This window comes from Pseudomonas sp. FW305-20, from assembly GCF_058788075.1.
In genome coordinates this window covers 115,476-140,155 of record NZ_JBYTAJ010000011.1, presented here as the reverse complement: position 1 = coordinate 140,155, position 24,680 = coordinate 115,476, and the positions used below count along the sequence as shown (strand labels likewise).

The window sequence follows — 24,680 nt, the reverse complement described above, 5'->3', positions numbered from 1 at the left end:
CCGTTGGACCGCGAAGCGGTCCCAAACAGTCACCACGGTTTACCTGGAAGAAATGTATTGGCAGATTTGCGACTGCTTCGCCCCGGCCGGGGGCAAGCCCCCTCGCCACAGGCTAATCAACACTACGCGGCAACTGCAACGTCACGCGCAACCCGCCTTCACGCAAATTCTGCAGGCTGACCTCACCGCCATGGCTATGCGCAATATTTCGCGCAATCCCCAACCCCAACCCATAACCCTGCTGCTGTCCGGCCAGACGAAAGTGCGGCTCGAACACCTGCTCCATCCGCTGTTCCGGCACGCCAGGCCCTTCATCGTCCACATGCAGGATGAACGCACTCTGGTCGTCATCAATGTGCAAGTGCGCTTTCTGCCCATACTTCAAGGCGTTGTCGATCAGGTTGCCGATGCAACGCTTGAGCGCCAGGGGTTTCCCCGGATACGCCGCCAGCGCACGCCCTTGCTGAGTAACGCGACCATTGCCGTTGGGCGCCAGGTACGGCTCCACCAGACAATCAAGGACATGGTTGAGGTCCACCGGCTCGATGTTTTCGTGGATGTCGGTGTCTTTCACGCATTGCAGCGCGCCTTTGACCAGCAGCTCCAGCTCATCCAGATCACGGCCGAACTTGGCTTGCAGCGTTTCGTCTTCGAGCAGTTCAACGCGTAACCGCAAGCGGGTAATCGGCGTGCGCAAGTCATGGGAAATCGCGCTGAACAACTGGCTGCGCTCGGTCAGGTAACGGCTGATGCGTTCGCGCATCGCATTGAAGGCGCGGCCGACTTCGACCACTTCACTGCCGCCACCCTCCGCCACTGGCTCGACTTCGGCGCCGAGGGACATGTCCCGTGCAGCCCGCGCCAAACGCTTGAGCGGCCGGCTCTGCCAGTGCACCAGCAGGCCGATGAACAATAGCAAGAAGCCGCTGGTGAGCACGATGAACCAGACTTGCTGCGCCGGCAGGCCTTGCTCTTCAAGACTGGTGTAGGGCTCGGGCAACAGCGAGGCGATGTACAGCCACTCGCCCGGCGCCATCTGGATTTGCGTGACCAATACTGGCGGGTTCACCGGTTCCAGGGTCAGCGCGTAGTGCGCCCAGGAGCGCGGCAATTCATCGAGTTTCAGGCCGCCGTTGAAGATCCGCAGGTCTTCAGGACTGACGAACGTCACCGAGATATCCGTGTCCTGGCCCAGGGACTGGCGCAGCACTTCATCCACCGCTTTGAGCACGGCTTCCTTGCGCGGGGTGATCGGCAGCACTTCCATGCCCAAGGGTTTGTCGTTGAGCGTCACCACAAAACGGGTGCCGCCCATGCTGCGCAACTGGTCGAGTACCAATGGCCGAAACGCTACCGGCAGCGAGCGAAAATAACTGACGCTGGCGGTCATCGAATGAGCGAGGCTACGGGCGCTGGTGACCAGGCCTTCAAGTTGGGTGGCGCGCAATTGCGAGACCCAGATCACGCTCGACAACGTCTGGGCGAACAACACCGCCAACAACGTCAGCAGCAACATCCGCCCGAGCAACGAACGCGGCACGGGAATCCGCGCGGCGAGTTTGCGGAAAAATTCAGTGGCCATTGCTGGCAACCACATTGGCGGCCAGTTGGTAGCCGCTGCCGCGCACGGTACGGATCAGCCGCGGCGGTTTTTCGGTGTCGCGCAGACGCTGGCGCAAACGGCTGACGGCCATGTCGACAATGCGGTCCAGCGGCATCAAGTCACGGCCACGGGTGGCGTTGCCGATGGTGTCGCGGTCGAGGATTTCCTGAGGGTGATCGAGGAACAGTTTCAGCAGCGCGAAATCCGCACCGGAGAGAATCACTTCTTCGCCGTCGATGTGGAACAGGCGATGGCTGACCATGTCCAGCCGCCAGTCATCGAAGGCCAGCACTTCACCACCGGAGCGCTCCTGCCCGAACTGCGCACGACGCAACAGGGCTTTGATGCGCGCCTGCAATTCACGCGGGCTGAAGGGTTTGCCGAGGTAATCGTCGGCGCCCAGTTCCAGACCGATGACGCGGTCGGCCTCGTCGGAGCTGGCGGTAAGCATGATGATCGGCACCTGCGCCTGACGCGGGTGCTGGCGGATCCAGCGGCAGAGGCTGAAGCCGTCTTCGTCCGGCAGCATCACATCGAGGATCACCAGATCGCTCGGCGCCTCGTTCATCGCCTGACGAAAGCCTGCGCCGTCGGGCGTGGTACGAACCTGGAAACCGGCGCGGGTCAGGTAGGTGTCCAGCAACTCGCGTATCTCTTGATCGTCATCGACCAACAAAATCGACTTGTTGACTGAGCTCACGGGGCGGCGTCCTTGTTGTTTGAATTGGGCGGATTATGCCTGATCGTGCGTAAATTCGATCGTTCCCACGCTCTGCGTGGGAATGCCTCAAGGGACGCTCCGCGTCCAGTGACGCGGAGCGTCACGGGCTGCATTCCCACGCAGGAGCATGGGAACGATCATTACTGTGCTTGCTCCAGCGCCACACCCGCGCCAACAAGGCCGGAATAAGGCGCCGTCACCAGCCACACCGGGATGCCTTTGAAGTAATCGCTCATGCAGCCCTTGTCGGCAAAGCACCGGGCAAAGCCGCTTTCGATGAAGAAATCGGCGAACCGTGGAATCACCCCGCCGACGATGTACACACCGCCGCGCGCGCCTGTGGTCAGCACGTTGTTGCCGGCCACACGGCCCAGCCAGCAGCAGAACTGCTCAAGCACTTCCAGGGCAATCGGGTCACCGGCCAGGCCGGCCGCCGTGATCGACTCCGGGGTATCGAGCACCGGTTCATGTCCGTCCACCGCACAAATCGCCCGGTAAACCCGCGGCAAACCGCTGCCGCTCAAGGCCGTTTCAGCGCTGACATGGCCGATCTCATTGAAGATGTGCTGCCACAACTGTGTTTCCCGCGGGCTGCTCAGCGGCAAATCGACGTGACCTCCCTCCCCCGGCAACGCGGCAAACCGTCCTTCACCCAGATCCAGCAACGTGCCAACACCGAGGCCGGTCCCCGGACCGATCACCACCGCCGGCCGCAACGGTTCCGGCGTGCCTTCACAGACCACGCGAAATTCGCCGGGCTGCAAACGGGTCATGCCCAGCGCCATCGCCGAGAAGTCGTTGACCAGCAACAGTTGATCCACCTGCAAGGCCTTGCAAAACCCCTTGCGGCTAAGTCGCCAGTGATTGTTGGTGAACTTGAATTCATCACCGCTCACCGGGCCGGCGACCGACAGGCACACCGAACCGATCGAACCCGGCGCCAGGCCAAGCCCGCTCAGGTAGAGGGCAATCGCCTCTTCCGGGCTGGCATGGTCGGCCGTTGCCAGCACCTGGACCGATTCCAGCTGCTGGTTTTTCCACAACGCGAAACGTGCGTTGGTGCCACCGATGTCACCGACCAAAGCCAGTTTCAATTAAGCGTCTCCAGGGCAGAAGTAAAGGCGCTGGCGCCCTGCTCTGCGGAGCTGAAGGCCATGCGCATGAAACCAAACAGTTCGCGACCGCTGCCGATGTTGTTGCCCAATAGGCCTTTGGCAGGTTCGCGCGCTGCGAATTCTTCGGCGTCCACCTTAAGCTCCAGAGTGCCTTTGACGCCATCGACGCGAATGATATCGCCCTCCTGCACCCGCGCCAAAGCGCCGCCCACATATGCTTCGGGACTGACGTGAATCGCCGCCGGGATTTTCCCCGACGCACCGGACATGCGTCCGTCGGTGACCAGCGCCACTTTGAAGCCGCGATCCTGCAGCACGCCGAGGAACGGCGTCATCTTGTGCAGCTCCGGCATGCCGTTGGAGCGTGGGCCCTGGAAGCGCATTACCGCGACGAAATCCTTCTCCAGCAAACCAGCCTTGAACGCATCGGCCAGATCCTGCTGATCCTGGAACACCATGGCCGGTGCTTCGACGACCTGGTTTTCCAACGCGACGGCGGACACTTTCATGACACCGCGGCCGAGGTTGCCTTCCATCACCCGCAAGCCGCCCTCTGGCGAGAACGCGCGAGCGACCGGACGCAGGATGGTTTCGTCGAGGCTTTCGATCGGGCCTTCGCGCCAGACCAGTTCGCCGTTATCGAGGAACGGTTCCACGGTGTAGCGGCTCAGGCCGTGGCCGAGCACGGTGTTGACGTTTTCGTGGAGCAGGCCGGCTTCCAGCAGTTCGCGGATCAGGAACGACATGCCGCCCGCGGCCTGGAAGTGGTTGATATCGGCTTTGCCGTTCGGGTAGACGTGGCTCAGGGTCGGCACCACCTCGGAGAGGTCGGCCATGTCCTGCCAGGTCAGTTGAATGCCTGCCGCCATGGCGATCGCCGGCATGTGCAAGGTGTGGTTGGTCGAGCCGCCGGTGGCGTGCAGGGCCACGATGGAGTTGACCAGCGAACGCTCGTCGACGATTTCGCCGATCGGCATGAAGTCGCCGTTCTGCTTGGTCAGACGCGTGACTTGATGCGCCGCTTCACGGGTCAGGGCATCGCGCAACGGGGTGTTCGGGTTGACGAAAGAGGCGCCCGGCAAGTGCAGGCCCATGACTTCCATCAGCAACTGATTAGTGTTGGCGGTGCCGTAGAAGGTGCAGGTGCCAGGGCTGTGGTAGGACTTCATCTCCGATTCCAGCAGTTCCTCGCGGCTGGCCTTGCCTTCGGCATAACGCTGGCGCACATCGGCTTTCTGCTTGTTGGAAATGCCCGAGACCATCGGCCCGCCCGGCACGAAGATCGTTGGCAGATGACCGAAACGCAGCGCGCCCATCATCAAACCCGGGACGATCTTGTCGCAGATGCCGAGCATCAGCGCGCCGTCGAACATGTTGTGGGACAGCGCCACGGCGGTCGACAGCGCAATCACTTCACGGCTCGGCAGGCTCAGCTCCATGCCCGGCTCGCCTTGGGTCACGCCATCGCACATCGCAGGGGTGCCGCCGGCGAACTGGCCGACGGAGCCGATTTCGCGCAGGGCCTTTTTGATCTGTTCAGGAAAGACTTCGTACGGCTGGTGCGCCGAGAGCATGTCGTTGTAGGACGAAACAATCGCAATGTTCGCGGAGTTCATCATCCGCAGACTGTTCTTGTCGTCGGTGCCGCAACCGGCCACGCCATGGGCGAAGTTGGCGCATTGCAGCTTGCCGCGCATGGGACCGTCGCTGGCAGCACCACGAATCAGTGCAAGGTAAGCCTCACGCGTGGCGCGGCTACGGGCGATAAGCCGTTCGGTGACCTCAAGGACGCGGGGATGCATGTTTAGAACTCCAGGCTAACGGATGTGGCGACCTGATTGTCTATGCTGAGCAAGAGCCGTTGTCGATGGGATGACAGGCGGTTTTCTTGATCGGTCGGACCAGTTGATTCAGGTCACTCGTTGTAGATTGAACAAAATATTGCCATTAAAAAGGCTTGTTTTCTATTTTTATGCGAATAATCTTGTAATTCCAACAACAAAACGACGGCGGCCCTGTTAAATGACTCTTCGAATCGCAATCAATGGTTTTGGCCGAATTGGCCGTAACGTCCTGCGCGCACTGTATACCCAAGGGTATCGCCAGGATCTGCAGATTGTTGCCATCAATGACCTGGGCGACAGCGAGATGAACGCTCATCTGCTCAAGTACGACACTGTTCACGGCACGTTCGATGCCGATGTCCAGCATGATCGGGAAAGCCTGACCGTCAACGGTGACCGTATTTCTGTCAGCGCCATTCGCAACCCGGCCGAGCTGCCGTGGGCTGCCGAGCAGATCGACGTTGTATTCGAATGCACCGGTTTGTTCACCGATCGCGCCAAAGCCGCCGCGCATATTACGGCCGGTGCACGCAAAGTGATCATCTCGGCCCCGGCCAAAGGTGCCGACGCCACGGTGGTGTATGGCGTTAACCACGACATTCTGCGCCAATCGCACCAGATCATTTCCAATGCTTCGTGCACCACCAACTGCCTGGCCCCGGTGGCCCAAGTGTTGCACCGCGAGCTGGGTATCGAAAGCGGCCTGATGACCACTATTCACGCCTACACCAACGATCAGCACCTGACCGACGTCTATCATGTCGACCCGTATCGTGCGCGTTCGGCCACCCAGAACATGATCCCGAGCAAAACCGGCGCGGCTGAAGCCGTCGGTCTGGTGCTGCCGGAACTGGCGGGCAAACTGACCGGCATGTCGGTACGCGTGCCGGTAATCAACGTGTCACTGGTGGACCTGACCGTGCAACTCAAGCGCGAAGCGTCGGCCGATGAAGTGAACGCGCTGCTGAAAGAAGCCAGCCAGCACTCGAAGATTCTCGGTTACAACACCCTGCCGCTGGTCTCCAGCGACTTCAACCACAACCCGCTGTCGTCGATCTTTGACGCCAACCACACCAAGTCCAGCGGCAAGCTGCTCAAGGTGCTGGCCTGGTATGACAACGAATGGGGCTTCTCCAACCGCATGCTCGATAACTGCCTGGCGCTGTGCAACGCCGAGTAAGCGAAGCTACGAGCAGGAGCAGCACCGATGATCGGTATCAGCTTTACGCAAAAGACCATGGCAGCGCGCAAGCGTATTGCCTTGGTCGCCCATGACCACTGCAAGGTGTTTTTGCTGGACTGGGCCGAGCGACAGAAAGACCGGCTCGCACAGCATGAACTGGTCGCCACCGGCACCACCGGGTTGTTGTTGCAACAACGCCTGGATTTGCCTGTGGAGAGCATGATCAGCGGCCCATTGGGCGGCGACCAGCAACTCGGTGCGCGAATCGCCGAGCAGCGGGTCGACATGCTGGTGTTCTTCTGGGACCCGTTCGAACCACAACCGCACGACCCGGATATCAAGGCATTGCTGCGAGTCGCGGCAGTATGGAACATTCCGGTGGCGTGTAATGAATGCAGCGCCGACTACCTGCTCAGCAGTCCGATGATGGAACAGGCGCACGACCATCGGATCCCCGATTACGCGACCTATCTGTTGGGCCGCGCCTAGCCCTTCGGAAATCAGCTTCACAAATCAATACTTGACCACTCGAGCGGATGATAAGCATTATCATTCGCTCGAAATGGATCAGGTCCTCCCGTGAGTCAATCTCGCTTCAATCACGTCTTCATCGCTCAGCGAGTCTCTCTGCTGCGCACATTGGAGCGGATGGTCAACAATCACAGCACCGCCGAAGACCTCCTGCAGGAGACCTACCTGCGAGTGACCCGGGCGCTCAGCGAGCGGGCCATCGATCACCTTGAACCCTTCGTTTTCCAGACTGCCCGCAACCTGGCGCTGGACCATTTGCGTGCGCGGCGTATTCAGTCCCGCACGATGCTCGAAGACGTGCCGCTGGACGTTGTGGAAAGCGTCGCCGCCCCCGCCAGCAGTGCCGAGGACGCCGCCCATGCCGAACAATTGCTTGAGCGCTTGAACGTGAGCCTCAATGAACTCAGCGCCCGTCAGCAGCAGATTTTCATCCTCAGCCGTCTGCACGGGCACAGCTATCTGGAAATCGCCGAGAAGCTCGGCGTGTCGTTGAGCACGGTGCAAAAGGAGCTGAAATTGATCATGGCGATCTGCATCGGCGTGGCCGAGCGGTTAAACGGCGACTGAATCTGTAGGTTGATTCTCTATGTGTGAGGATGACCTGCACTGGTTATCGGGCTTTGCTACCCTTGCCCCACTTTCAAGCTTCATTAAAAAAACAGCGGTGCCAAGACACTGCCGAGGAAACACCGTGACGGACACGCTTCCAGTGCCTCCCCCCGCCCCTCCGGCGCGGGACCCCGCAAGCGCGATGGACCAGGCCCTTGACTGGCTGATCGTGCTGGACAGTCCGAGCGAGGAACAAACCCGACAGTTCCACGATTGGCTGGCCGCCGATGCGTTGAATGCCGAGGCGTTCGCCAAGGCGAAGGCGATCTGGGAAGGCCAGCAAGTTGTGCAATGCGCGCAAAGCCTGGCTGCCCGGCCGCCGAAAATGACCGCCCTGTCGCGCCTGCGCCCCCACTGGAAACCCTTGGCTACCGCTGCCGTGCTGATCCTCGGTTTGTTCAGCTTCAGCAATCTGCCGATTCGCCTGCAGGCCGATCACCTGACCGTGGTCGGTGAACGCCAGCGGCTGCAACTGGAGGATGGCTCGAAGGTCCTGCTCAATACCAACTCAGCCTTCTCCAGCACCATCAACGATCAACAGCGCGTTGCCCGTTTGTATCAGGGCGAGGCGTTTTTCGAGGTCGCGGCCGACCGCGGCCAGCCGCTGGAAATCGACGCCGGGCCGGTCAAGGCCAGCGTACGGGACACCGCGTTTGCGGTGCGCTATCTGGACGGCGTGGCACAGGTTCGGGTGCAGCGTGGGGATGTCGACTTGCGAGCGACCCGCGACGACGCGCGAATTCGATTGTCCGCCGGACAAAGCATCCGCATCGGTCCCAACGGTTTCGATCGCCCCGCCAGACTCGATGCCGCGACCGACCTGGCATGGGTCCAGGGCCGACTGGTGTTCGAAAACTGCCCGCTGAGCCAGGTGCTGGCGGAGCTGCGTCGTTACTATCCCGGCTGGATCATCAACAACAACGAGCAGTTGGCCGACATCGCCGTCACCGGCAATTACCGCCTCGACCAGCCGTTGGACGTGGTCCGTTCGCTGGCCCAGATCACCTCGGCGCGGCTCCAGGAATTTCCGGCGCTGGTGATTTTGAACTAAATGAGAATTATTTTTACTCGATAGCCAACTTCCGTACGTCTCGTTATAGCCAATGCAATTGATTCGCATCTTCAGATGCCAATCAGCACCTATAAAGATTCGTGCGACACGGAGCGCTATCGATGTCCTCTCGCCTCACCCGCCAATCCTCTTCACCTTCTCGCGTGCTGTCGCTGCTGACCGCCGCCATCCTGATGGCCGGCAGCGCTCAGCTCTACGCCGCCACCGCGGCAGAGCAACCGACCCGCAACATGGGCGATTACGCGTTCGCCATCCCTCAGCAGTCGCTGGTCTCGGCACTCAATGCCTTTACCGCCGTGACCGGTTGGCAGGTCGGCTTGCCGGCAGAACTGGCTGAGGGCGTGGCCTCGCCGGGCGTACGGGGTTCGCTACCACCAGAGAAAGCCCTCGATCGCCTGTTGGTGGGGACCAACCTGAGCTATCGCAAACTGGGCACCAATAACATCGTGCTGGAGAAGCGCAGCAACGGCAGCGCGCTCAACCTGGACCAGGTGACCATCAGCGCCACTCGCCAGGAACAAAGCATCGCCAGCGTGCCGAGCACCGTCACCGTTCACACCCGTGAAGAGCTGGACCGCAACAACGTCAATACCATCAAGGATCTGGTGCGCTACGAACCGGGCGTCTCGGTGGGCGGTGCCGGGACCCGCGGCGGAATCAGCGGCTACAACATTCGCGGCATCGACGGCGACCGGATCCTGACCCAGATCGACGGCGTCGAGATTCCAAACGGCTTCTTCAACGGCCCGTATGCCAAAACCCAGCGTAACTATGTCGACCCGGAAATCATCAAGCGCGTCGAAATTCTGCGCGGCCCGGCCTCGGTGCTCTACGGCAGCAACGCCATCGGCGGCGCCGTCAGCTATTTCACCCTCGACGCGGACGACATCATCAAGCCCGGCCAGGACGTCGGTGCTCGCCTGAAGACCGGGTACAGCTCCGCCGACGAGAGCTGGCTGAAGTCCGCCACCGTCGCCGGCCGCGCCGATCAGTTCGATGGCTTGTTGCATTACAGCCAGCGCGACGGTCACGAAACCGATTCCTTTGGCAGCAACAACGGCACCGGTCTGGACCGTACCGCGGCCAACCCGGAAGACGTACGAGCCACCAACGTATTGGCCAAGATCGGCTGGAACTACAACGAAGATTCACGCCTTGGACTGACCTACGAGAAGTACAAGGACGATCGCGACTCCGATCAGAAAAGCGCTTATGGCGGCCCGTACTTCAACGGCCAGCCGACGATCCCGAACAGCATGCTGCCCGGCGGCATGTACCAGTGGCGCACCGGCAACGACACCATTACCCGTGAGCGCTTCGGCCTGGAACACAGCTTCGCACTCGACAGCCTGCTGGCAGACAACGTCAAGTGGAGCCTGAACCACCAGATCGCCAAAACCGATCAAAGCACCGAAGAATTCTATTACCCGATCACCCGTCGAGTGCTGCGCACCCGCGACACGCTTTACGAAGAGAAACAGTGGGTCTTCGATGCCCAACTGGATAAAGCCTTCAACATCGCTGACACCGGGCACTTGCTGACTTACGGCACCACTATCAAGCAACAGAAAGTCACCGGCTCGCGCAGCGGCGACGGCAAGTGCCTGGCGGTCGGTCGCGGCTGTACGGCCGTCGGCGCGACCAGCGCGGCCGATGTGCTGAAGAAATCCAGCGACTTCCCCGACCCGACCATCAATACCTACAGCCTGTTCGCCCAGGACGAAATCAGCTGGAACAAGTGGACCTTCCTGCCGGGCCTGCGCTACGACTACACCCAGCTCAAGCCGCACATCACCCAGGAGTTCCTCAATACCGTGGCCGCCGACGGTCGCGGTACCGTCAACGATGAGAACAAAACCTGGAACAAGGTTTCACCCAAGTTCGGCCTGACTTACGCCCTGACCGATCAGTACACCTGGTATGGCCAGTACGCTGAAGGTTTCCGCACGCCAACCGCCAAGGCGTTGTATGGGCGCTTCGAGAACACCACCACCGGTTATAGCGTGGCGCCGAACCCGGACCTGGAACCGGAAAAAAGCAAAAGCTACGAAACCGGTCTACGCGGCAACTTCGAGTCCGGCTCATTCGATGTGGCGGTGTTCTATAACAAGTACCGCGACTTCATTAACGAAGACGCAGTCACCCCCGGTTACAGCGAGCTGACCTTCCAGAGCAACAACATCAAACACGCGACCATCAAGGGCGCAGAGATCAAGGGCCGCCTGAACCTCGACGCGCTCGGCGCACCGCAAGGTCTCTACACCCAGGGCTCGGTGGCCTACGCCTACGGCCGCAACAACGACACCGGCGAGCCGATCAACAGCGTCAACCCGCTGACCGGTGTGTTCGGTCTCGGTTACGACCAGGACAACTATGGTGGTTTGCTCAGCTGGACACTGGTGAAGAAAAAGGATCGCGTCGACGACAGCAACTTCAAATCGCCGGACGGTGTGAGCAGCCAGTTCAAGTCGCCGGGCTTCGGCGTGCTCGATCTGACCGGTTTCTACAAGGTCACCGACGATGTCACCGTCAGCGCTGGCGTCTACAACCTGACCGACAAAAAGTACTGGCTGTGGGATGACGTGCGCGGTTACGACAGCGTCGGCGAAGCGGCAGTGCTGAGCCCGGCCAACCTCGATCGCCTGACCCAACCGGGTCGCAACTTCGCGGTCAATCTGGTCTGGGATATCTGACCCTGCCACCTCACTTCGCCGCTTTCACAGAAGTGGCGCCGTGAGGTTTTTTTACTGTCACGCACCTTGTTGTTCGTCTCGTTACCAAGCGCCTCTTTTCTCAAGGACTTCTCATGACCACTCAGGACACTGCTCAACGCCCTGCTCTGCGTTCGCAACGTTTGAACCAGATCACAAACGAACCTCATACCAAGCTTGATGCCTTGGTCAAAGCCCACGCACCGTTCGAAACCCAGGCCAACTTCGCCCGTTTCGTGGTGGCTCAGTATTTGTTTCAGTCGGAACTGGTGTCGCTGTACAACGATGCCGAATTGACCGCCATCGTCCCGGACCTGCCTGCCCGCTGCCGTGCTGACGCGGCCAAGGCTGACCTGGCCGATCTGGAAACCGAAGTGCCGGCCCCTGTCGCCGGGGCGGTGAAGAATCCAGCCAAAGCCGAGGCGCTGGGTTGGCTTTTCGTCTCGGAAGGTTCGAAACTTGGCGCGGCGTTCCTGATCAAGCGTGCGGTGGGTCTCGGCTTGAGCGAAACCTTTGGCGCTCGCCATCTCGGTGAACCGGCCGGTGGTCGTGCTGAAGGCTGGAAGAGCTTCGTCAAAACCCTCGACGGGCTGGAACTCAGCGCACAAGAAGAAGCCGAGCTGGATAAAGGCGCAATCGACGCGTTCAACCGCTTCACGGTGTTGCTCGAGCAGGCCTACACCCCAGAACTCGCCTGAAGAAACACATCCGCTCTGTAGGAGTGAGCCTGCTCGCGATGACGGAGTGTCAGTCGACATCATTGCCTCCTGACCCACCGCTATCGCGAGCAGGCTCACTCCTACAAGGGACCGAGTGTGCCTGCACGATCCCGATCAAGCTTTAGTCGCGCAACTTGAGTCCAATGCCTCACCTTTCCTCCTCAAAACTCGCCCGAATCCTCTTTGGCCTGCTCGCCTACATCAGCCTGGCCATCGGCCTGATCGCCATTGTCATACCTGGCCTGCCGACCACCGAGTTCATCCTGCTGGCCGCCTGGGCCGCGACCAAAAGTTCGCCGCGCCTGAGTGCCTGGCTGGAAAACCATCGGCTGTTCGGTTCCATCCTGCGCAACTGGCGCAACGGCAAAATCATCGCCCGCCGCGCCAAGGTCAGTGCCACCGTGAGCATGCTGCTGTGCGCCGGGTTGATGCTGGTGATGCTCGAACCTGGCTGGCCGATCTTTCTGGCGATTGCCGGCATGAGCCTGGGCAATCTGTGGATCTGGTCGCGGCCGGAATCATTGCCGACAATTTCCTGAATTCCTGCGCTTTTCAGGGCTTTTTCCTGCGCAAACGTTCACCTGCTACCGTTCGTCGGCTTAGCGTTCATGCAACCTCTGCCCACGCCGATGAGCATTAAATGGCGCTGAATGGACTTGGCGAATTGGGTCGACCCCGACTCACAGCCAACACCTCATCCATTCGCGAGCTCGTCCTATGTTCGACTCTCTGTCCATCCGCCTGAAAATCGTCCTGCTGTCCGGTCTGTGCCTGCTGGGCGTGGTCGTCCTGATCGTCGGCATGAACATCTACCAGACCGATCAGAACGATGAACTGGTCAGCGCCTCCAGCAGCAAGATGCTCACCGCCAGCGTGCAGAACCTGCTCCAGGCCAAGGCCGCCGAGCAAGCGGTGCGGGTGCAGAAGACCTTCGGTGAAAGCCTGCTGGTGGTGACCGCCCTGGCCGATCAGATCAAGGACCTGCGCAACATGGCGAGCACGCGCTCCCTTGACGCCGGCGCCCTGCGTGAAGAGTTGAATCAGAGCCTGAAAACCGCCTTCGAACGCAACAGCAAAGTGCTCGGCATCTGGCTGGCATTCGAACCCAATGGCCTCGACGGCAAGGACAGCGAGTTCGCCAACGATGCCGCTCGCCAATCCAACGAAGCCGGTCGTTTTGCCAGCTACTGGAGCCGTGCCGGCGGTGTCGGGATCAACACGATCATGGTCGAAGATGACATGACCAAAACCACCTTGAGCCTCAGCGGCACGCCCTATAACAGCTGGTACACCTGCCCTCGCGACAGCAAGCGCACCTGCCTGCTCGACCCGTATGCCGACACTGTCGCCGGCAAGGAAATGCTGATGACCACCATTTCCGTACCGCTGCTGGTGGATGGCAAGTCCATCGGCGTGGTCGGTGTAGACATCGCCCTCGACGCGCTGCAAGCGGCGGCTGTCGACTCCCAACGCGATCTGTTCAACAGCGCCGGACACATGCTGATCGTCTCCGGCAGCGGCGTACTCGCCGGTTACAGCGTGGACGCGAGCAAGGTCGGCAAAAGCATCGGCGACACTCTGGGCGCAGACGGCAAGGACGTCCTGCAATTGCTCAGCGCCGGCACGCCGAAGATTCTTGAACAGGGCGACCTGATCCGCGCGGTGTACCCGGTCAGTCCGATTGCCGATTCCAAAGCCTGGGGCGTGGTGATCGACCTGCCAAAACAGGTGCTGCTGGCCGACTCGGTCAAGTTACAAACCGTTCTCGATGACGCCCAGCAAAGCGGCACGATCAAAGCCGTTTTGGTGGCAGTGATTGCCGGCCTGGTCGGACTGTTGCTGATCTGGCTCACGGCGTCCGGCGTGACCCGGCCGATCAACAGCGTGGCCGAAATGCTCAAGGCGATTGCCAGCGGCGACGGCGACCTGACGCAGCGTCTGCACTACGGCAAGAAGGACGAACTCGGCGAACTGGTGAGCTGGTTCAACCGCTTCCTCGACAAGCTGCAACCGACCATCGCGCAGATCAAACAAAGCATCACCGATGCGCGCGGCACCGCCGACCAGTCTTCGGAAATCGCCCGTCAGACCAGCGAAGGCATGCAAGTGCAGTTCCGCGAAATCGACCAGGTCGCCACCGCGTCCAACGAAATGAGCGCCACCGCCCACGACGTCGCCAACAGTGCCTCGAACGCGGCTAACGCGGCCAAGGGTGCCGACCAGTCGGCCCGCGACGGCATGCAGATCATCGAACGCAGCACCCGCGACATCAATCAATTGGCCGACGAAGTCAGCAAGGCCGTGACCGAGGTCGAAGCATTGGCGGTCAACAGCGAGCAGATCGGCTCGGTGCTGGAAGTGATCCGCAGCATCGCCGAACAAACCAACCTGCTGGCGCTCAACGCGGCGATTGAAGCGGCGCGTGCCGGCGAAAGCGGTCGCGGGTTTGCGGTGGTCGCCGATGAAGTGCGCAACCTGGCCAAACGCACCCAGGATTCGGTGGAAGAAATCCGCATCGTGATCGAGCGCATCCAGACCGGCACTCGCGGCGTGGTGGCCACGATGCATTCGAGCCAGACCCAGGCCCACAGCAATGCCGGGCAGATCCAGCAAGCGGTGCAGGCCTTGAGCAAAATCAGCGACGCAGTGACGGTCATCAGCGACATGAACCTGCAAATCGCCAGCGCCGCCGAACAACAAAGCGCGGTGGCCGAAGAGGTCAACCGCAACGTGTCAGCAATCCGCACCGTCACCGAAACCCTGACCGGCCAGGCCACCGAATCGGCGCAGATCAGCAGCCATCTCAACTCGTTGACCTCGCACCAGATGAAATTGATGGATCAGTTTCGGGTGTAACCCCCTAATGATCGTTCCCACGCTCCGCGTGGGAATGCAGCCCGGGACGCTCCGCGTCCCAAGCGGACGCAGAGCGTCCATTGAGGCATTCCCACGCAGAGCGTGGGAACGATCTATCATGAAGCCCTCTCCCGGAGGGCCTTCGATGACTGGTTTACTCACGTCCATTCAAGCCGCACTCGGCTTGCCTCACACCCAGGTCAAGTTCACCTCGAGCGGCGCCCTGCCCTCGGCGTTTGCCGTCACCGACCTGGCGTGCGCCAGCATTGCCGCTGCCGGCCAGGCTGTCAGCGAATGGCTGCAGCAACAAACCGGCCGCCTACCCACCCTTGAGGTCGACCGCCGCCTCGCCTCTTTCTGGTTCGCCACCTCGATCCGCCCGATAGGCTGGAGCGTCCCGCCACTCTGGGACCCCGTCGCCGGTGACTACGCAGCCAAAGACGGCTGGATCCGCCTGCACACCAACGCGCCTCATCACCGCGCCGCAGCCGAAAAAGTGCTCGGTGCCTGTGCCGACCGTGCAGCGATGGCGAGCAAGGTTGCTCAATGGGCCAAAAGCGATCTGGAGCAGGCCGTAGTCGATGCCGGTGGCTGCGCCGCCGAGATGCGTAGCTGGGCGCAATGGCAAGCGCATCCCCAAGGTCAGGCGGTGAACGCCGAGCCGCTGATTCAGTTGGCTGACAACAGCCGCCAGAACGCGAAACCGTGGCAAGGTTCGGTGGCGCAACCGCTTGCCGGGATCAAGGTGCTGGATTTGACTCGAGTGCTTGCCGGCCCGATCGCCAGCCGTTTCCTGGCCGGCCTCGGCGCCGACGTTTTGCGCATCGACCCACCGAACTGGAACGAACCGGGCGTGGTGCCGGAAGTCACCATGGGCAAACGCTGTGCGCGCCTGGACCTGCACGACAAGGCTGATCGCGCGGTGTTCGAAAGCCTGCTCAAGGACGCCGACATTCTGCTCCACGGCTACCGCGCCGACGCACTGGAACGCCTGGGTTACGGCGCCGCCGAACGCCAGAAACTGGCGCCCGGACTGATCGACGTCAGCCTCAATGCCTACGGCTGGAGCGGCCCGTGGCAGAACCGCCGTGGCTTCGACAGCCTGGTACAAATGAGCAGCGGAATTGCCGACGCCGGCATGCAGTGGAAACGCGCGGACAAACCGACGCCATTGCCCTTGCAAGCGCTCGATCACGCCACCGGCTATTTGATGGCGGCCGCTGCGATTCGATTATTGGGGCGCAGTGGCTCGGCGCGCTTATCGTTGGCGCGTACCGCGAAGTTGCTGATTGAAAACGGCGCGGGAACAGATGAGCCGTTGCGGGCGGAGGATGACAACGATCAAGGGCTGGTGATTGAGCAGACGCCTTGGGGCCCGGCGCATCGACTTCATGTACCGCTGAAGATTACGGGGACGCCGTTGCAGTGGACACTGGCGGCTTCGGAGTTGGGCTCCCATCGCGCGCAGTGGTAACCGACTGATCGTTCTCACGCTCCTGCGTGGGAACGATCAGTTAGAACTCCCGCGCAGGATTTCACCATTGGCCCGCCCCAAGGCATACTTGCCACCCTCCGCACTCCAGAACCCAAAAACGCCCCATGCGTATCCACGTCAGCTTCATCGACCGCGTCGGCATTACCCAGGAAGTCCTGGCCCTGCTGGGTGGGCGCAATCTCAATCTGGATGCGGTGGAAATGGTCCCGCCCAACGTCTACATCGACGCCCCGACCCTGAGCCCGGAAGTTCTCGAAGAACTGCGCGATGCGTTGTTCAGCGTGCGCGGCGTGCAAGCGGTAACAGTGGTCGACATTCTTCCCGGTCAGCGTCGGCACCTGCAGCTTGATGCGCTGCTCGCGGCCATGACCGACCCGGTCCTGGCGCTGGACAGTGCCGGCAAGGTGCTGCTGGCCAACCCGGCGCTGATTGCGTTGTACGGTCGCGAGCCTGACGGCGAAAGCATCGCCGACCTGTTCGCCGACCCGGCACTGCTCGAAGCCCTGCTGGAAAACGGTTTCCGCCTGCCGCTGCGGGAAGTCACCGTCAACGGCCAGACGTTACTGCTGGACGCCACACCGATTACCGACGCCGGTGCCCTGCTGACCCTCTATCAACCCAACCGTATCGGCGAACGCCTCTCGGCGCTGCACCACGACCACGCCGAAGGGTTCGATGCACTGCTCGGAGAATCTCCGGCGATTCGCACCCTCAAGGCCCGCGCCCAGCGCGTTGCGGCGCTCGATGCGCCGTTGCTGATCCAGGGCGAAACCGGCACCGGCAAAGAACTGGTGGCGCGTGCCTGCCACGCCATCAGTGCTCGGTACGGTTCACCATTTTTGGCGCTGAACTGCGCGGCTTTGCCGGAGAACCTCGCCGAAAGCGAACTGTTCGGCTACGCCCCCGGCGCCTTCACGGGCGCACAAAGGGGCGGCAAACCGGGGCTGATGGAACTGGCCAACCAGGGCACGGTGTTTCTCGATGAGATCGGCGAGATGTCGCCGTACTTGCAGGCCAAGTTGCTGCGCTTCTTGAACGACGGCAGCTTCCGCCGGGTGGGCGGGGATCGTGAGGTCAAGGTCAATGTGCGGATCCTCAGCGCCACGCACCGCAACCTGGAAAAAATGGTCAGTGAAGGTTCGTTCCGTGAAGACCTGTTCTATCGCCTCAATGTCCTGAACGTCGAAGTCCCGCCCCTGCGCGAACGCGGCCAGGACATCCTGCTGCTGGCCCGCTACTTCATGCAGCAGGCCTGCGCGCAGATCCAGCGCCCGGTCTGTCGCCTGGCGCCCGGCACCTATCCGGCACTGCTGGGCAATCGCTGGCCGGGCAACGTGCGGCAATTGCAGAACGTGATCTTCCGCGCTGCTGCGATTTGCGAAAGCAGCCTGGTCGACATTGGCGACCTCGATATCGCCGGCACCTCCGTGGCGCGTCAGAGCGACAGCGACGTCGACAGCCTCGAACAGGCGATGGAAGAGTTCGAGAAGACCCTGCTGGAAAAACTCTACGTCAGTTACCCCTCGACCCGCCAACTGGCCAGTCGCTTGCAAACCTCCCACACCGCGATCGCCCATCGATTGCGCAAGTACGGCATTCCCAATAAGCCCTGAAATCCCCCAGACACCACAGAACCAATGTGGGAGCGAGCCTGCTCGCGATGGGGCCATATCATTCGACATCTTTGTTGCCTGTCACACTGCAATCGCGAGCAGGCTCACTCCCACAGGTTTTGTGTCCCCCTGAAAATCTGTTCAAAAGCGACCTACATCTGTACTGAAAGCGCTACAGCGGAACGATATCGCTACACCCCTTCTCAATCACCGCTGTGCAAGGCTTTGATCCACTTACGCTTTTTTCTCCGCCTTATGCTGTAGCGATTTCGCTACAGCCCGCAAATCGCCGCACCCGGCATAAACACATAACATATTGATTTATAACAATAAAAAAACATTGGCCGCGATTTTGCTTAGTAACCATCCATAAAGTACGGCATTGCCGAGTATTCAATCGCGTCCACCAGACGAGTCTGGCCCCCTTAGGAGTTTCCATGAGCGAGTTGCGTTTTACTGAAGATCACGAATGGCTGCGTACCGAAGCTGACGGCACCGTCACAGTCGGCATCACCGCTTTCGCACAGAACGCCCTGGGCGACGTGGTTTTCGTACAACTGCCGGAGCTGCAGTCCTACGACAAAGGCGCTGAAGCCGCCACCGTGGAATCGGTAAAAGCCGCCAGCGGCGTGTACATGCCGCTGGACGGTGAAGTGCTGGAAGTGAACCCGGCGCTGGACAGCAGCCCTGAACTGGTCAACGAAGATCCGCTGGGCGAAGGCTGGTTCTTCCGCTTCCAGCCTACCGATGCATCGGCTGTCGCCAAACTGCTGGATCAAGACGCTTACGACCGTCTGATCAAAGCCAACGCCGAAGCCTGAGGAGCGCTGACATGACTCAAGTAAGCCTGACCACCGCCAACGAATTCATCGCCCGTCACATCGGCCCGCGCGCCGGCGACGAGCAAGCCATGCTCAACAGCCTCGGCTTCGACTCCCTGGAAGCCCTGAGCGCCAGCGTCATCCCGGACAGCATCAAGGGCACCAGCGTCCTCGGCCTCGAAGACGGCCTGAGCGAAGCCGACGCCCTGGCCTTGATCAAGTCCATCGCCGGCAAAAACCAGCTGTTCAAGACTTTCATCGGCCAGGGCTACTACGGCACCCACACGCCGTCGCCAATCCTGCGCAACCTGCTGGAAAACCCGGCCTGGTACACCGCCTACACCCCGTACCAACCGGAAATTTCCCAGGGTCGTCTCGAAGCGCTGCTGAACTTCCAGACCCTGATCAGCGACCTCACCGGCCTGCCGATCGCCAACGCCTCGCTGCTGGATGAAGCCACCGCCGCCGCCGAAGCGATGACCTTCTGCAAACGCCTGAGCAAGAACAAGGGCAGCCATGCCTTCTTCGCCTCCGTGCATTGCCACCCGCAAACCCTCGACGTGCTGCGCACCCGCGCCGAGCCGCTGGGCATCGACGTAGTGGTCGGTGATGAACTTGAACTGACTGACGTGACACCTTTCTTCGGCGCCCTGTTGCAATACCCGGCGAGCAACGGTGACGTGTTCGATTACCGCGAACTGACCGAACGCTTCCACGCTGCCAACGCCTTGGTGGCCGTGGCCGCTGACCTGCTGGCGCTGACCGTGCTGACCCCGCCGGGCGAATTCGGCGCCGACGTGTCCATAGGCAGTGCGCAACGCTTCGGCGTGCCACTGGGCTTCGGTGGCCCGCACGCGGCGTATTTCTCCACCAAGGATGCGTTCAAGCGCGACATGCCGGGTCGTCTGGTCGGTGTGTCCGTGGACCGTTTCGGCAAGCCGGCCCTGCGCCTGGCGATGCAGACTCGCGAGCAACACATCCGCCGCGAGAAGGCCACGTCGAACATCTGCACCGCGCAGGTGCTGTTGGCCAACATCGCCAGCATGTATGCCGTGTACCACGGCCCGAAAGGCCTGACGCAGATTGCCAACCGCGTACATCACCTGACCGCGATTCTGGCTAAAGGCTTGAGCGCATTGGGCCTGAAGGTCGAGCAGGAAAGCTTCTTCGACACCCTGACCCTCAACACCGGCGCGCACACCGCCACGTTGCATGAAAAGGCGCGTGCCCAGCAGATCAACCTGCGCGTGGTCGATGCCGAGCGTCTGGGCCTGTCCCTCGACGAAACCACGTCGCAAGCTGACGTGGAAACCCTATGGGCCCTGTTCGCCGACGGTAAGGCGCTGCCAGACTTCGCCGCCCTCGCCGCCTCGGTGGTCAGCACTCTCCCGGCCACACTGGTTCGCCAGTCGCCAATCCTCAGCCACCCGGTATTCAACCGCTACCACTCGGAAACCGAGCTTATGCGCTACCTGCGCAAGCTCGCCGACAAGGACCTGGCACTGGATCGCACCATGATCCCGCTGGGTTCTTGCACCATGAAACTCAACGCCGCCAGCGAAATGATCCCGGTGACCTGGGCCGAATTCGGCGCCCTGCACCCGTTCGCCCCGGCCGCGCAAAGCGCCGGTTACCAGCAACTGACCGACGAACTGGAAGCGATGCTCTGCGCCGCCACCGGTTACGACGCGATTTCGCTGCAACCGAACGCCGGTTCCCAGGGTGAATACGCCGGCCTGTTGGCGATCCGCGCCTATCACCAGAGCCGTGGCGAAGACCGCCGCGACATCTGCCTGATCCCGTCCTCGGCCCACGGCACTAACCCGGCCACCGCCAACATGGCCGGCATGCGCGTGGTCGTCACTGCCTGCGATGCCCGCGGCAACGTCGACATCGAAGACCTGCGCGCCAAGGCCATCGAGCACCGCGAACACCTCGCCGCGCTGATGATCACCTACCCGTCGACCCACGGCGTGTTCGAAGAAGGCATCCGCGAAATCTGCGGCATCATTCACGACCACGGCGGCCAGGTGTACATCGACGGCGCCAACATGAACGCGATGGTCGGCCTCTGCGCGCCGGGCAAGTTCGGCGGCGACGTGTCGCACCTGAACCTGCACAAAACCTTCTGCATTCCGCACGGCGGTGGCGGCCCGGGCGTTGGTCCGATTGGCGTCAAGTCGCACCTGACGCCGTTCCTGCCGGGGCACGCGCAGATGGAGCGCAAGGAAGGCGCGGTTTGCGCCGCACCGTTCGGCAGCGCGAGCATTTTGCCGATCACCTGGATGTACATTCGGATGATGGGTGGCGCCGGCCTCAAACGCGCTTCGCAACTGGCGATCCTCAATGCCAACTACATTTCCCGTCGCCTCGAAGAGCATTACCCGGTGCTGTACACCGGCAGCAACGGCCTGGTGGCCCACGAGTGCATCCTCGACCTGCGTCCGCTGAAAGATAGCAGCGGCATCAGCGTCGATGACGTCGCCAAGCGCCTGATCGACTTCGGCTTCCACGCCCCGACTATGTCGTTCCCGGTCGCCGGCACGTTGATGATCGAACCGACCGAAAGCGAATCCAAGGAAGAACTGGACCGTTTCTGCGACGCCATGATCCGCATCCGCGAAGAAATCCGCGCAGTGGAAAACGGCACCCTGGACAAGGAAGACAACCCGCTGAAAAACGCCCCGCACACCGCGGCGGAAATCGTCGGCGAGTGGACGCATCCGTACAGCCGTGAGCAAGCGGTGTACCCGGTTGCGTCGCTGATCGAAGGCAAGTACTGGCCACCGGTCGGTCGCGTCGACAACGTGTTCGGCGACCGCAACCTGATCTGCGCCTGCCCGTCGATCGAAAGCTACGCTTAAGGCAATGGGGGGCGGGTTCACTCGCCCCCGATTTCAAGAACACCACAAAAACCTGTGGGAGCTGGCCTGCCAGCGATAGCGGCGCATCAGGCGACATTTCCGTTGCCTGACACCCTGCAATCGCTGGCAGGCCAGCTCCCACAGGATCGTGCCTGGCCTGACATTTCGCCAATTCCTATAACAAGAAACCGGAGAACAACTCATGTCTTTAAGCGTGTTCGACCTGTTCAAGATTGGCATCGGCCCCTCCAGCTCTCACACCGTCGGCCCGATGCGTGCTGCTGCGCGCTTCGCCGAAGGTTTGCGCCGTGAAGGGCTGCTGGCCGCGACTACTTGCGTCAAAGTCGAGCTCTACGGATCACTCGGCGCCACCGGCAAAGGCCACGGCAGCGACAAGGCTGTGTTGCTGGGCCTGGAAGGCGAACACCCGGACACCGTGAACACCGAAACCGTCGCCGCCCGTCTGCAAGAGATTCGCGGCAATGGTCGTTTGAACCTGCTCGGCGAACACAGCATTGCGTTCAATGAGAAAGAACACCTGGCGATGATCCGCAAACCGTTGGCCTATCACCCCAACGGCATGATTTTTCGCGCTTTCGATGCCGCGGGGATACAAATCCGTAGCCGCGAGTACTACTCGGTCGGCGGCGGTTTTGTGGTCGATGAAGACGCCGCGGGCGCCGACCGTATCGTCGAAGACGCCACGCCACTGACCTTCCCGTTTAAAAGCGCCAAGGACCTGCTCGGTCACTGCACCACCTATGGTCTGTCGATCAGCCAGGTGATGCTGACCAACGAAAGCGCCTGGCGCCCGGAAGCGGAAACCCGCGCCGGCCTGCTGAAAATCTGGCAAGTGATGCAGGATTGCGTCGACGCCGGTTGCCGCAACGAAGGCATCCTGCCGGGTGGCTTGAAGGTCAAACGTCGAGCGGCAGCCCTGCATCGGCAACTGTGCAAGAACCCGGAATCGTCCCTGCGCGATCCGCTGTCGGTGCTGGACTGGGTCAACCTCTACGCACTGGCGGTCAACGAAGAAAACGCCAACGGCGGACGCGTGGTGACGGCGCCGACTAACGGCGCGGCTGGGATCGTCCCGGCTGTTTTGCACTACTACATGCGCTTCATCCCCGGCGCCAACGAAGACGGCGTCGTGCGTTTTCTGCTGACCGCGGCCGCGATCGGCATTCTCTATAAAGAAAACGCCTCGATCTCCGGCGCCGAAGTCGGCTGCCAGGGCGAAGTCGGCGTGGCCTGTTCCATGGCCGCTGGTGCCCTGTGTGAAGTCCTCGGCGGCACCGTGCAACAAGTGGAAAACGCCGCGGAAATCGGCATGGAACACAACCTCGGCCTGACCTGCGACCCGATTGGCGGATTGGTGCAAGTGCCTTGCATCGAGCGCAACGCCATGGGCTCGGTGAAAGCCATCAATGCGGTGCGCATGGCCCTGCGCGGCGACGGTCAGCACTTCGTCTCCCTCGACAAGGTCATCCGCACCATGCGCCAGACCGGCGCCGACATGAAAAGCAAATACAAGGAAACCGCCCGTGGCGGTTTGGCGGTCAACATTATCGAGTGCTGATGCTCACGCGCATCTGCACACTTTTTCAGGAGCTGGATATGTCCACCGAACAACTGTCGAAAACCCCGCTGCACGCACTGCACATCGAACTCGGCGCCCGCATGGTGCCGTTTGCCGGCTACGACATGCCGGTGCAATACCCGCTCGGCGTGATGAAAGAACACCAGCACACCCGTGATCAGGCCGGGCTGTTCGATGTCTCGCACATGGGCCAGATCCGCCTGACCGGCGCGAATGCCGCCAAGGCGCTGGAAAGCCTGGTGCCGGTGGACATCATCGACCTGCCGGTGGGCATGCAGCGTTACGCGATGTTCACCAACGAGACTGGCGGCATCCTCGACGACCTGATGGTCGCCAACCTGGGTAACGACGAACTGTTCCTGGTGGTCAACGCCGCCTGCAAGGATCAAGACCTGGCGCACCTGCGCAAGCACATCGGCGATCAGTGCACCATCGAGCCGCTGTTCGAAGAACGCGCCCTGCTGGCGCTGCAAGGTCCGGCTGCCGTCACCGTGCTCGCACGCCTGGCGCCTGAAGTGACGAAGATGACCTTCATGCAGTTCACCCGCGTGAAACTGCTGGGCGTGGACTGCTTTGTCAGCCGTTCGGGCTACACCGGTGAAGACGGTTACGAAATCTCCGTGCCGGCTGCCAACGCCGAAGCCCTGGCTCGCGCCCTGCTGGCCGAACCGGAAGTGGCGGCCATCGGCCTTGGCGCTCGCGACTCCCTGCGCCTGGAAGCCGGCCTGTGCCTCTACGGCCACGACATGAACACCGAGACCACCCCGATTGAAGCAAGCCTGCTGTGGGCGATCTCCAAGCCTCGTCGCGCTGATGGCGCACGTGCCGGCGGCTTCCCTGGCGCAGAAACCATGTTCGCACAGCAACAAGCCGGTGTCAGCCGCAAACGCGTTGGCCTGTTGCCCCAGGAACGCACGCCGGTGCGCGAAGGAGCGGAGATCGTCAATGAAGCAGGCGACATCATTGGCGCGGTTTGCAGTGGCGGCTTCGGTCCGACCTTGGGCGGCCCTTTGGCGATGGGTTACGTCGACAGTGCTTACACTGCTCTCGATACGCCGGTATGGGCGATTGTTCGTGGGAAAAAGGTGCCTTTGCTTGTAAGCAAAATGCCATTTGTTCCACAACGCTACTACCGCGGCTGATTGACTGTTTCTATAAGTAACGCGGTTGCGTTAATAGTGCACTAATGTGTAACGCAACCGCCATAAAACAGTGCACACCTTCGATAACGAACTTGGCTTATAACGATCGAAAACAATTGAACACCTCTATCACATAAGCTAACGCTAGTTGCCGCTGAACGGCATCAACGCGAGCAATTCC

General features: G+C 61.3%; 18 protein-coding genes and 1 pseudogene. 15 read left to right on the top strand and 4 right to left on the bottom strand.

The annotated features are described in order from the left end of the window. Positions 1–112: 112 nt before the first annotated feature. From AC3WP4_RS12415 to edd, 4 genes are all read right to left on the bottom strand, one after another. Positions 113–1,582 (bottom strand): ATP-binding protein, encoded by a 1,470-nt coding sequence (locus AC3WP4_RS12415; protein ID WP_074879393.1) that lies wholly within the window; start codon positions 1,580–1,582, stop codon positions 113–115. Then, the gene (locus AC3WP4_RS12410; RefSeq protein WP_010457397.1) at positions 1,572–2,303 is read right to left on the bottom strand and encodes a response regulator; all 732 of its coding nucleotides are present in this window, start codon (positions 2,301–2,303) and stop codon (positions 1,572–1,574) included. Before AC3WP4_RS12410 ends, AC3WP4_RS12415 begins: the two co-directional genes overlap by 11 nt. A gap of 161 nt (positions 2,304–2,464) precedes the next feature. Then, positions 2,465–3,418, bottom strand: a complete 954-nt coding sequence (locus AC3WP4_RS12405) for a glucokinase (RefSeq protein WP_074879396.1) — start codon at positions 3,416–3,418, stop codon at positions 2,465–2,467. Then, entirely contained in the window at positions 3,415–5,241 is a 1,827-nt protein-coding gene (edd, locus tag AC3WP4_RS12400) for a phosphogluconate dehydratase (RefSeq protein ID WP_074879399.1), read from the bottom strand. The genes AC3WP4_RS12405 and edd overlap by 4 nt, the downstream gene beginning before the upstream one ends. A 220-nt stretch (positions 5,242–5,461) precedes the next feature. Between edd and gap the strand changes: the two genes are divergently transcribed. The 15 genes and pseudogenes from gap (at position 5,462) to gcvT (ending at position 24,499) form a co-directional block, all read left to right on the top strand. Further along, positions 5,462–6,463, top strand: coding sequence for a type I glyceraldehyde-3-phosphate dehydrogenase (gene gap, locus AC3WP4_RS12395; protein WP_074879402.1), 1,002 nt, complete (start codon positions 5,462–5,464; stop codon positions 6,461–6,463). A 27-nt stretch (positions 6,464–6,490) separates the two neighbouring features. Continuing rightward, positions 6,491–6,955 carry a methylglyoxal synthase gene (locus tag AC3WP4_RS12390; protein ID WP_076028384.1) on the top strand — a complete coding sequence of 155 codons (465 nt, stop codon included), beginning with the start codon at positions 6,491–6,493 and terminating at the stop codon, positions 6,953–6,955. A 90-nt stretch (positions 6,956–7,045) separates the two neighbouring features. After that, positions 7,046–7,564, top strand: a complete 519-nt coding sequence (locus AC3WP4_RS12385; protein ID WP_074879418.1) for an RNA polymerase sigma factor — start codon at positions 7,046–7,048, stop codon at positions 7,562–7,564. A gap of 124 nt (positions 7,565–7,688) precedes the next feature. Continuing rightward, positions 7,689–8,657, top strand: coding sequence for a FecR family protein (locus tag AC3WP4_RS12380; protein ID WP_102616682.1), 969 nt, complete (start codon positions 7,689–7,691; stop codon positions 8,655–8,657). Between the two features lie 122 nt (positions 8,658–8,779). After that, positions 8,780–11,371: a TonB-dependent receptor gene (locus AC3WP4_RS12375; RefSeq protein ID WP_102616681.1), complete on the top strand. Its 2,592-nt coding sequence runs from the start codon at positions 8,780–8,782 to the stop codon at positions 11,369–11,371. A 113-nt stretch (positions 11,372–11,484) separates the two neighbouring features. Beyond that, positions 11,485–12,087 (top strand): biliverdin-producing heme oxygenase, encoded by a 603-nt coding sequence (locus tag AC3WP4_RS12370; protein WP_102616680.1) that lies wholly within the window; start codon positions 11,485–11,487, stop codon positions 12,085–12,087. 164 nt (positions 12,088–12,251) lie between these two features. After that, positions 12,252–12,647 (top strand): YbaN family protein, encoded by a 396-nt coding sequence (locus AC3WP4_RS12365; RefSeq protein WP_074879432.1) that lies wholly within the window; start codon positions 12,252–12,254, stop codon positions 12,645–12,647. A 178-nt stretch (positions 12,648–12,825) separates the two neighbouring features. Next, positions 12,826–14,106 (top strand): annotated as a pseudogene (locus AC3WP4_RS12360) (methyl-accepting chemotaxis protein); the annotation flags it as partial. Positions 14,107–14,208: 102 nt separating this feature from the next. Continuing rightward, positions 14,209–14,964, top strand: coding sequence for a methyl-accepting chemotaxis protein (locus AC3WP4_RS12355; RefSeq protein ID WP_371917827.1), 756 nt, complete (start codon positions 14,209–14,211; stop codon positions 14,962–14,964). A gap of 145 nt (positions 14,965–15,109) precedes the next feature. Then, positions 15,110–16,438 (top strand): CoA transferase, encoded by a 1,329-nt coding sequence (locus tag AC3WP4_RS12350; RefSeq protein ID WP_102615386.1) that lies wholly within the window; start codon positions 15,110–15,112, stop codon positions 16,436–16,438. A 125-nt stretch (positions 16,439–16,563) separates the two neighbouring features. Next, complete coding sequence (gene gcsR, locus AC3WP4_RS12345; protein WP_076028391.1) at positions 16,564–18,072, top strand: transcriptional regulator GcsR; 1,509 nt, start codon at positions 16,564–16,566, stop codon at positions 18,070–18,072. A 437-nt stretch (positions 18,073–18,509) separates the two neighbouring features. After that, entirely contained in the window at positions 18,510–18,893 is a 384-nt protein-coding gene (gcvH, locus tag AC3WP4_RS12340; RefSeq protein ID WP_007949423.1) for a glycine cleavage system protein GcvH, read from the top strand. Between the two features lie 11 nt (positions 18,894–18,904). After that, the gene (gene gcvP, locus AC3WP4_RS12335) at positions 18,905–21,757 is read left to right on the top strand and encodes an aminomethyl-transferring glycine dehydrogenase (protein WP_102615384.1); all 2,853 of its coding nucleotides are present in this window, start codon (positions 18,905–18,907) and stop codon (positions 21,755–21,757) included. A gap of 202 nt (positions 21,758–21,959) precedes the next feature. Continuing rightward, the gene (locus AC3WP4_RS12330; RefSeq protein ID WP_008146925.1) at positions 21,960–23,336 is read left to right on the top strand and encodes an L-serine ammonia-lyase; all 1,377 of its coding nucleotides are present in this window, start codon (positions 21,960–21,962) and stop codon (positions 23,334–23,336) included. 38 nt (positions 23,337–23,374) lie between these two features. Continuing rightward, a complete protein-coding gene (gene gcvT / locus AC3WP4_RS12325; RefSeq protein WP_102615383.1) occupies positions 23,375–24,499 on the top strand; it encodes a glycine cleavage system aminomethyltransferase GcvT in 1,125 nt (374 codons plus the stop codon). The last annotated feature ends 181 nt before the right edge of the window (positions 24,500–24,680 follow it).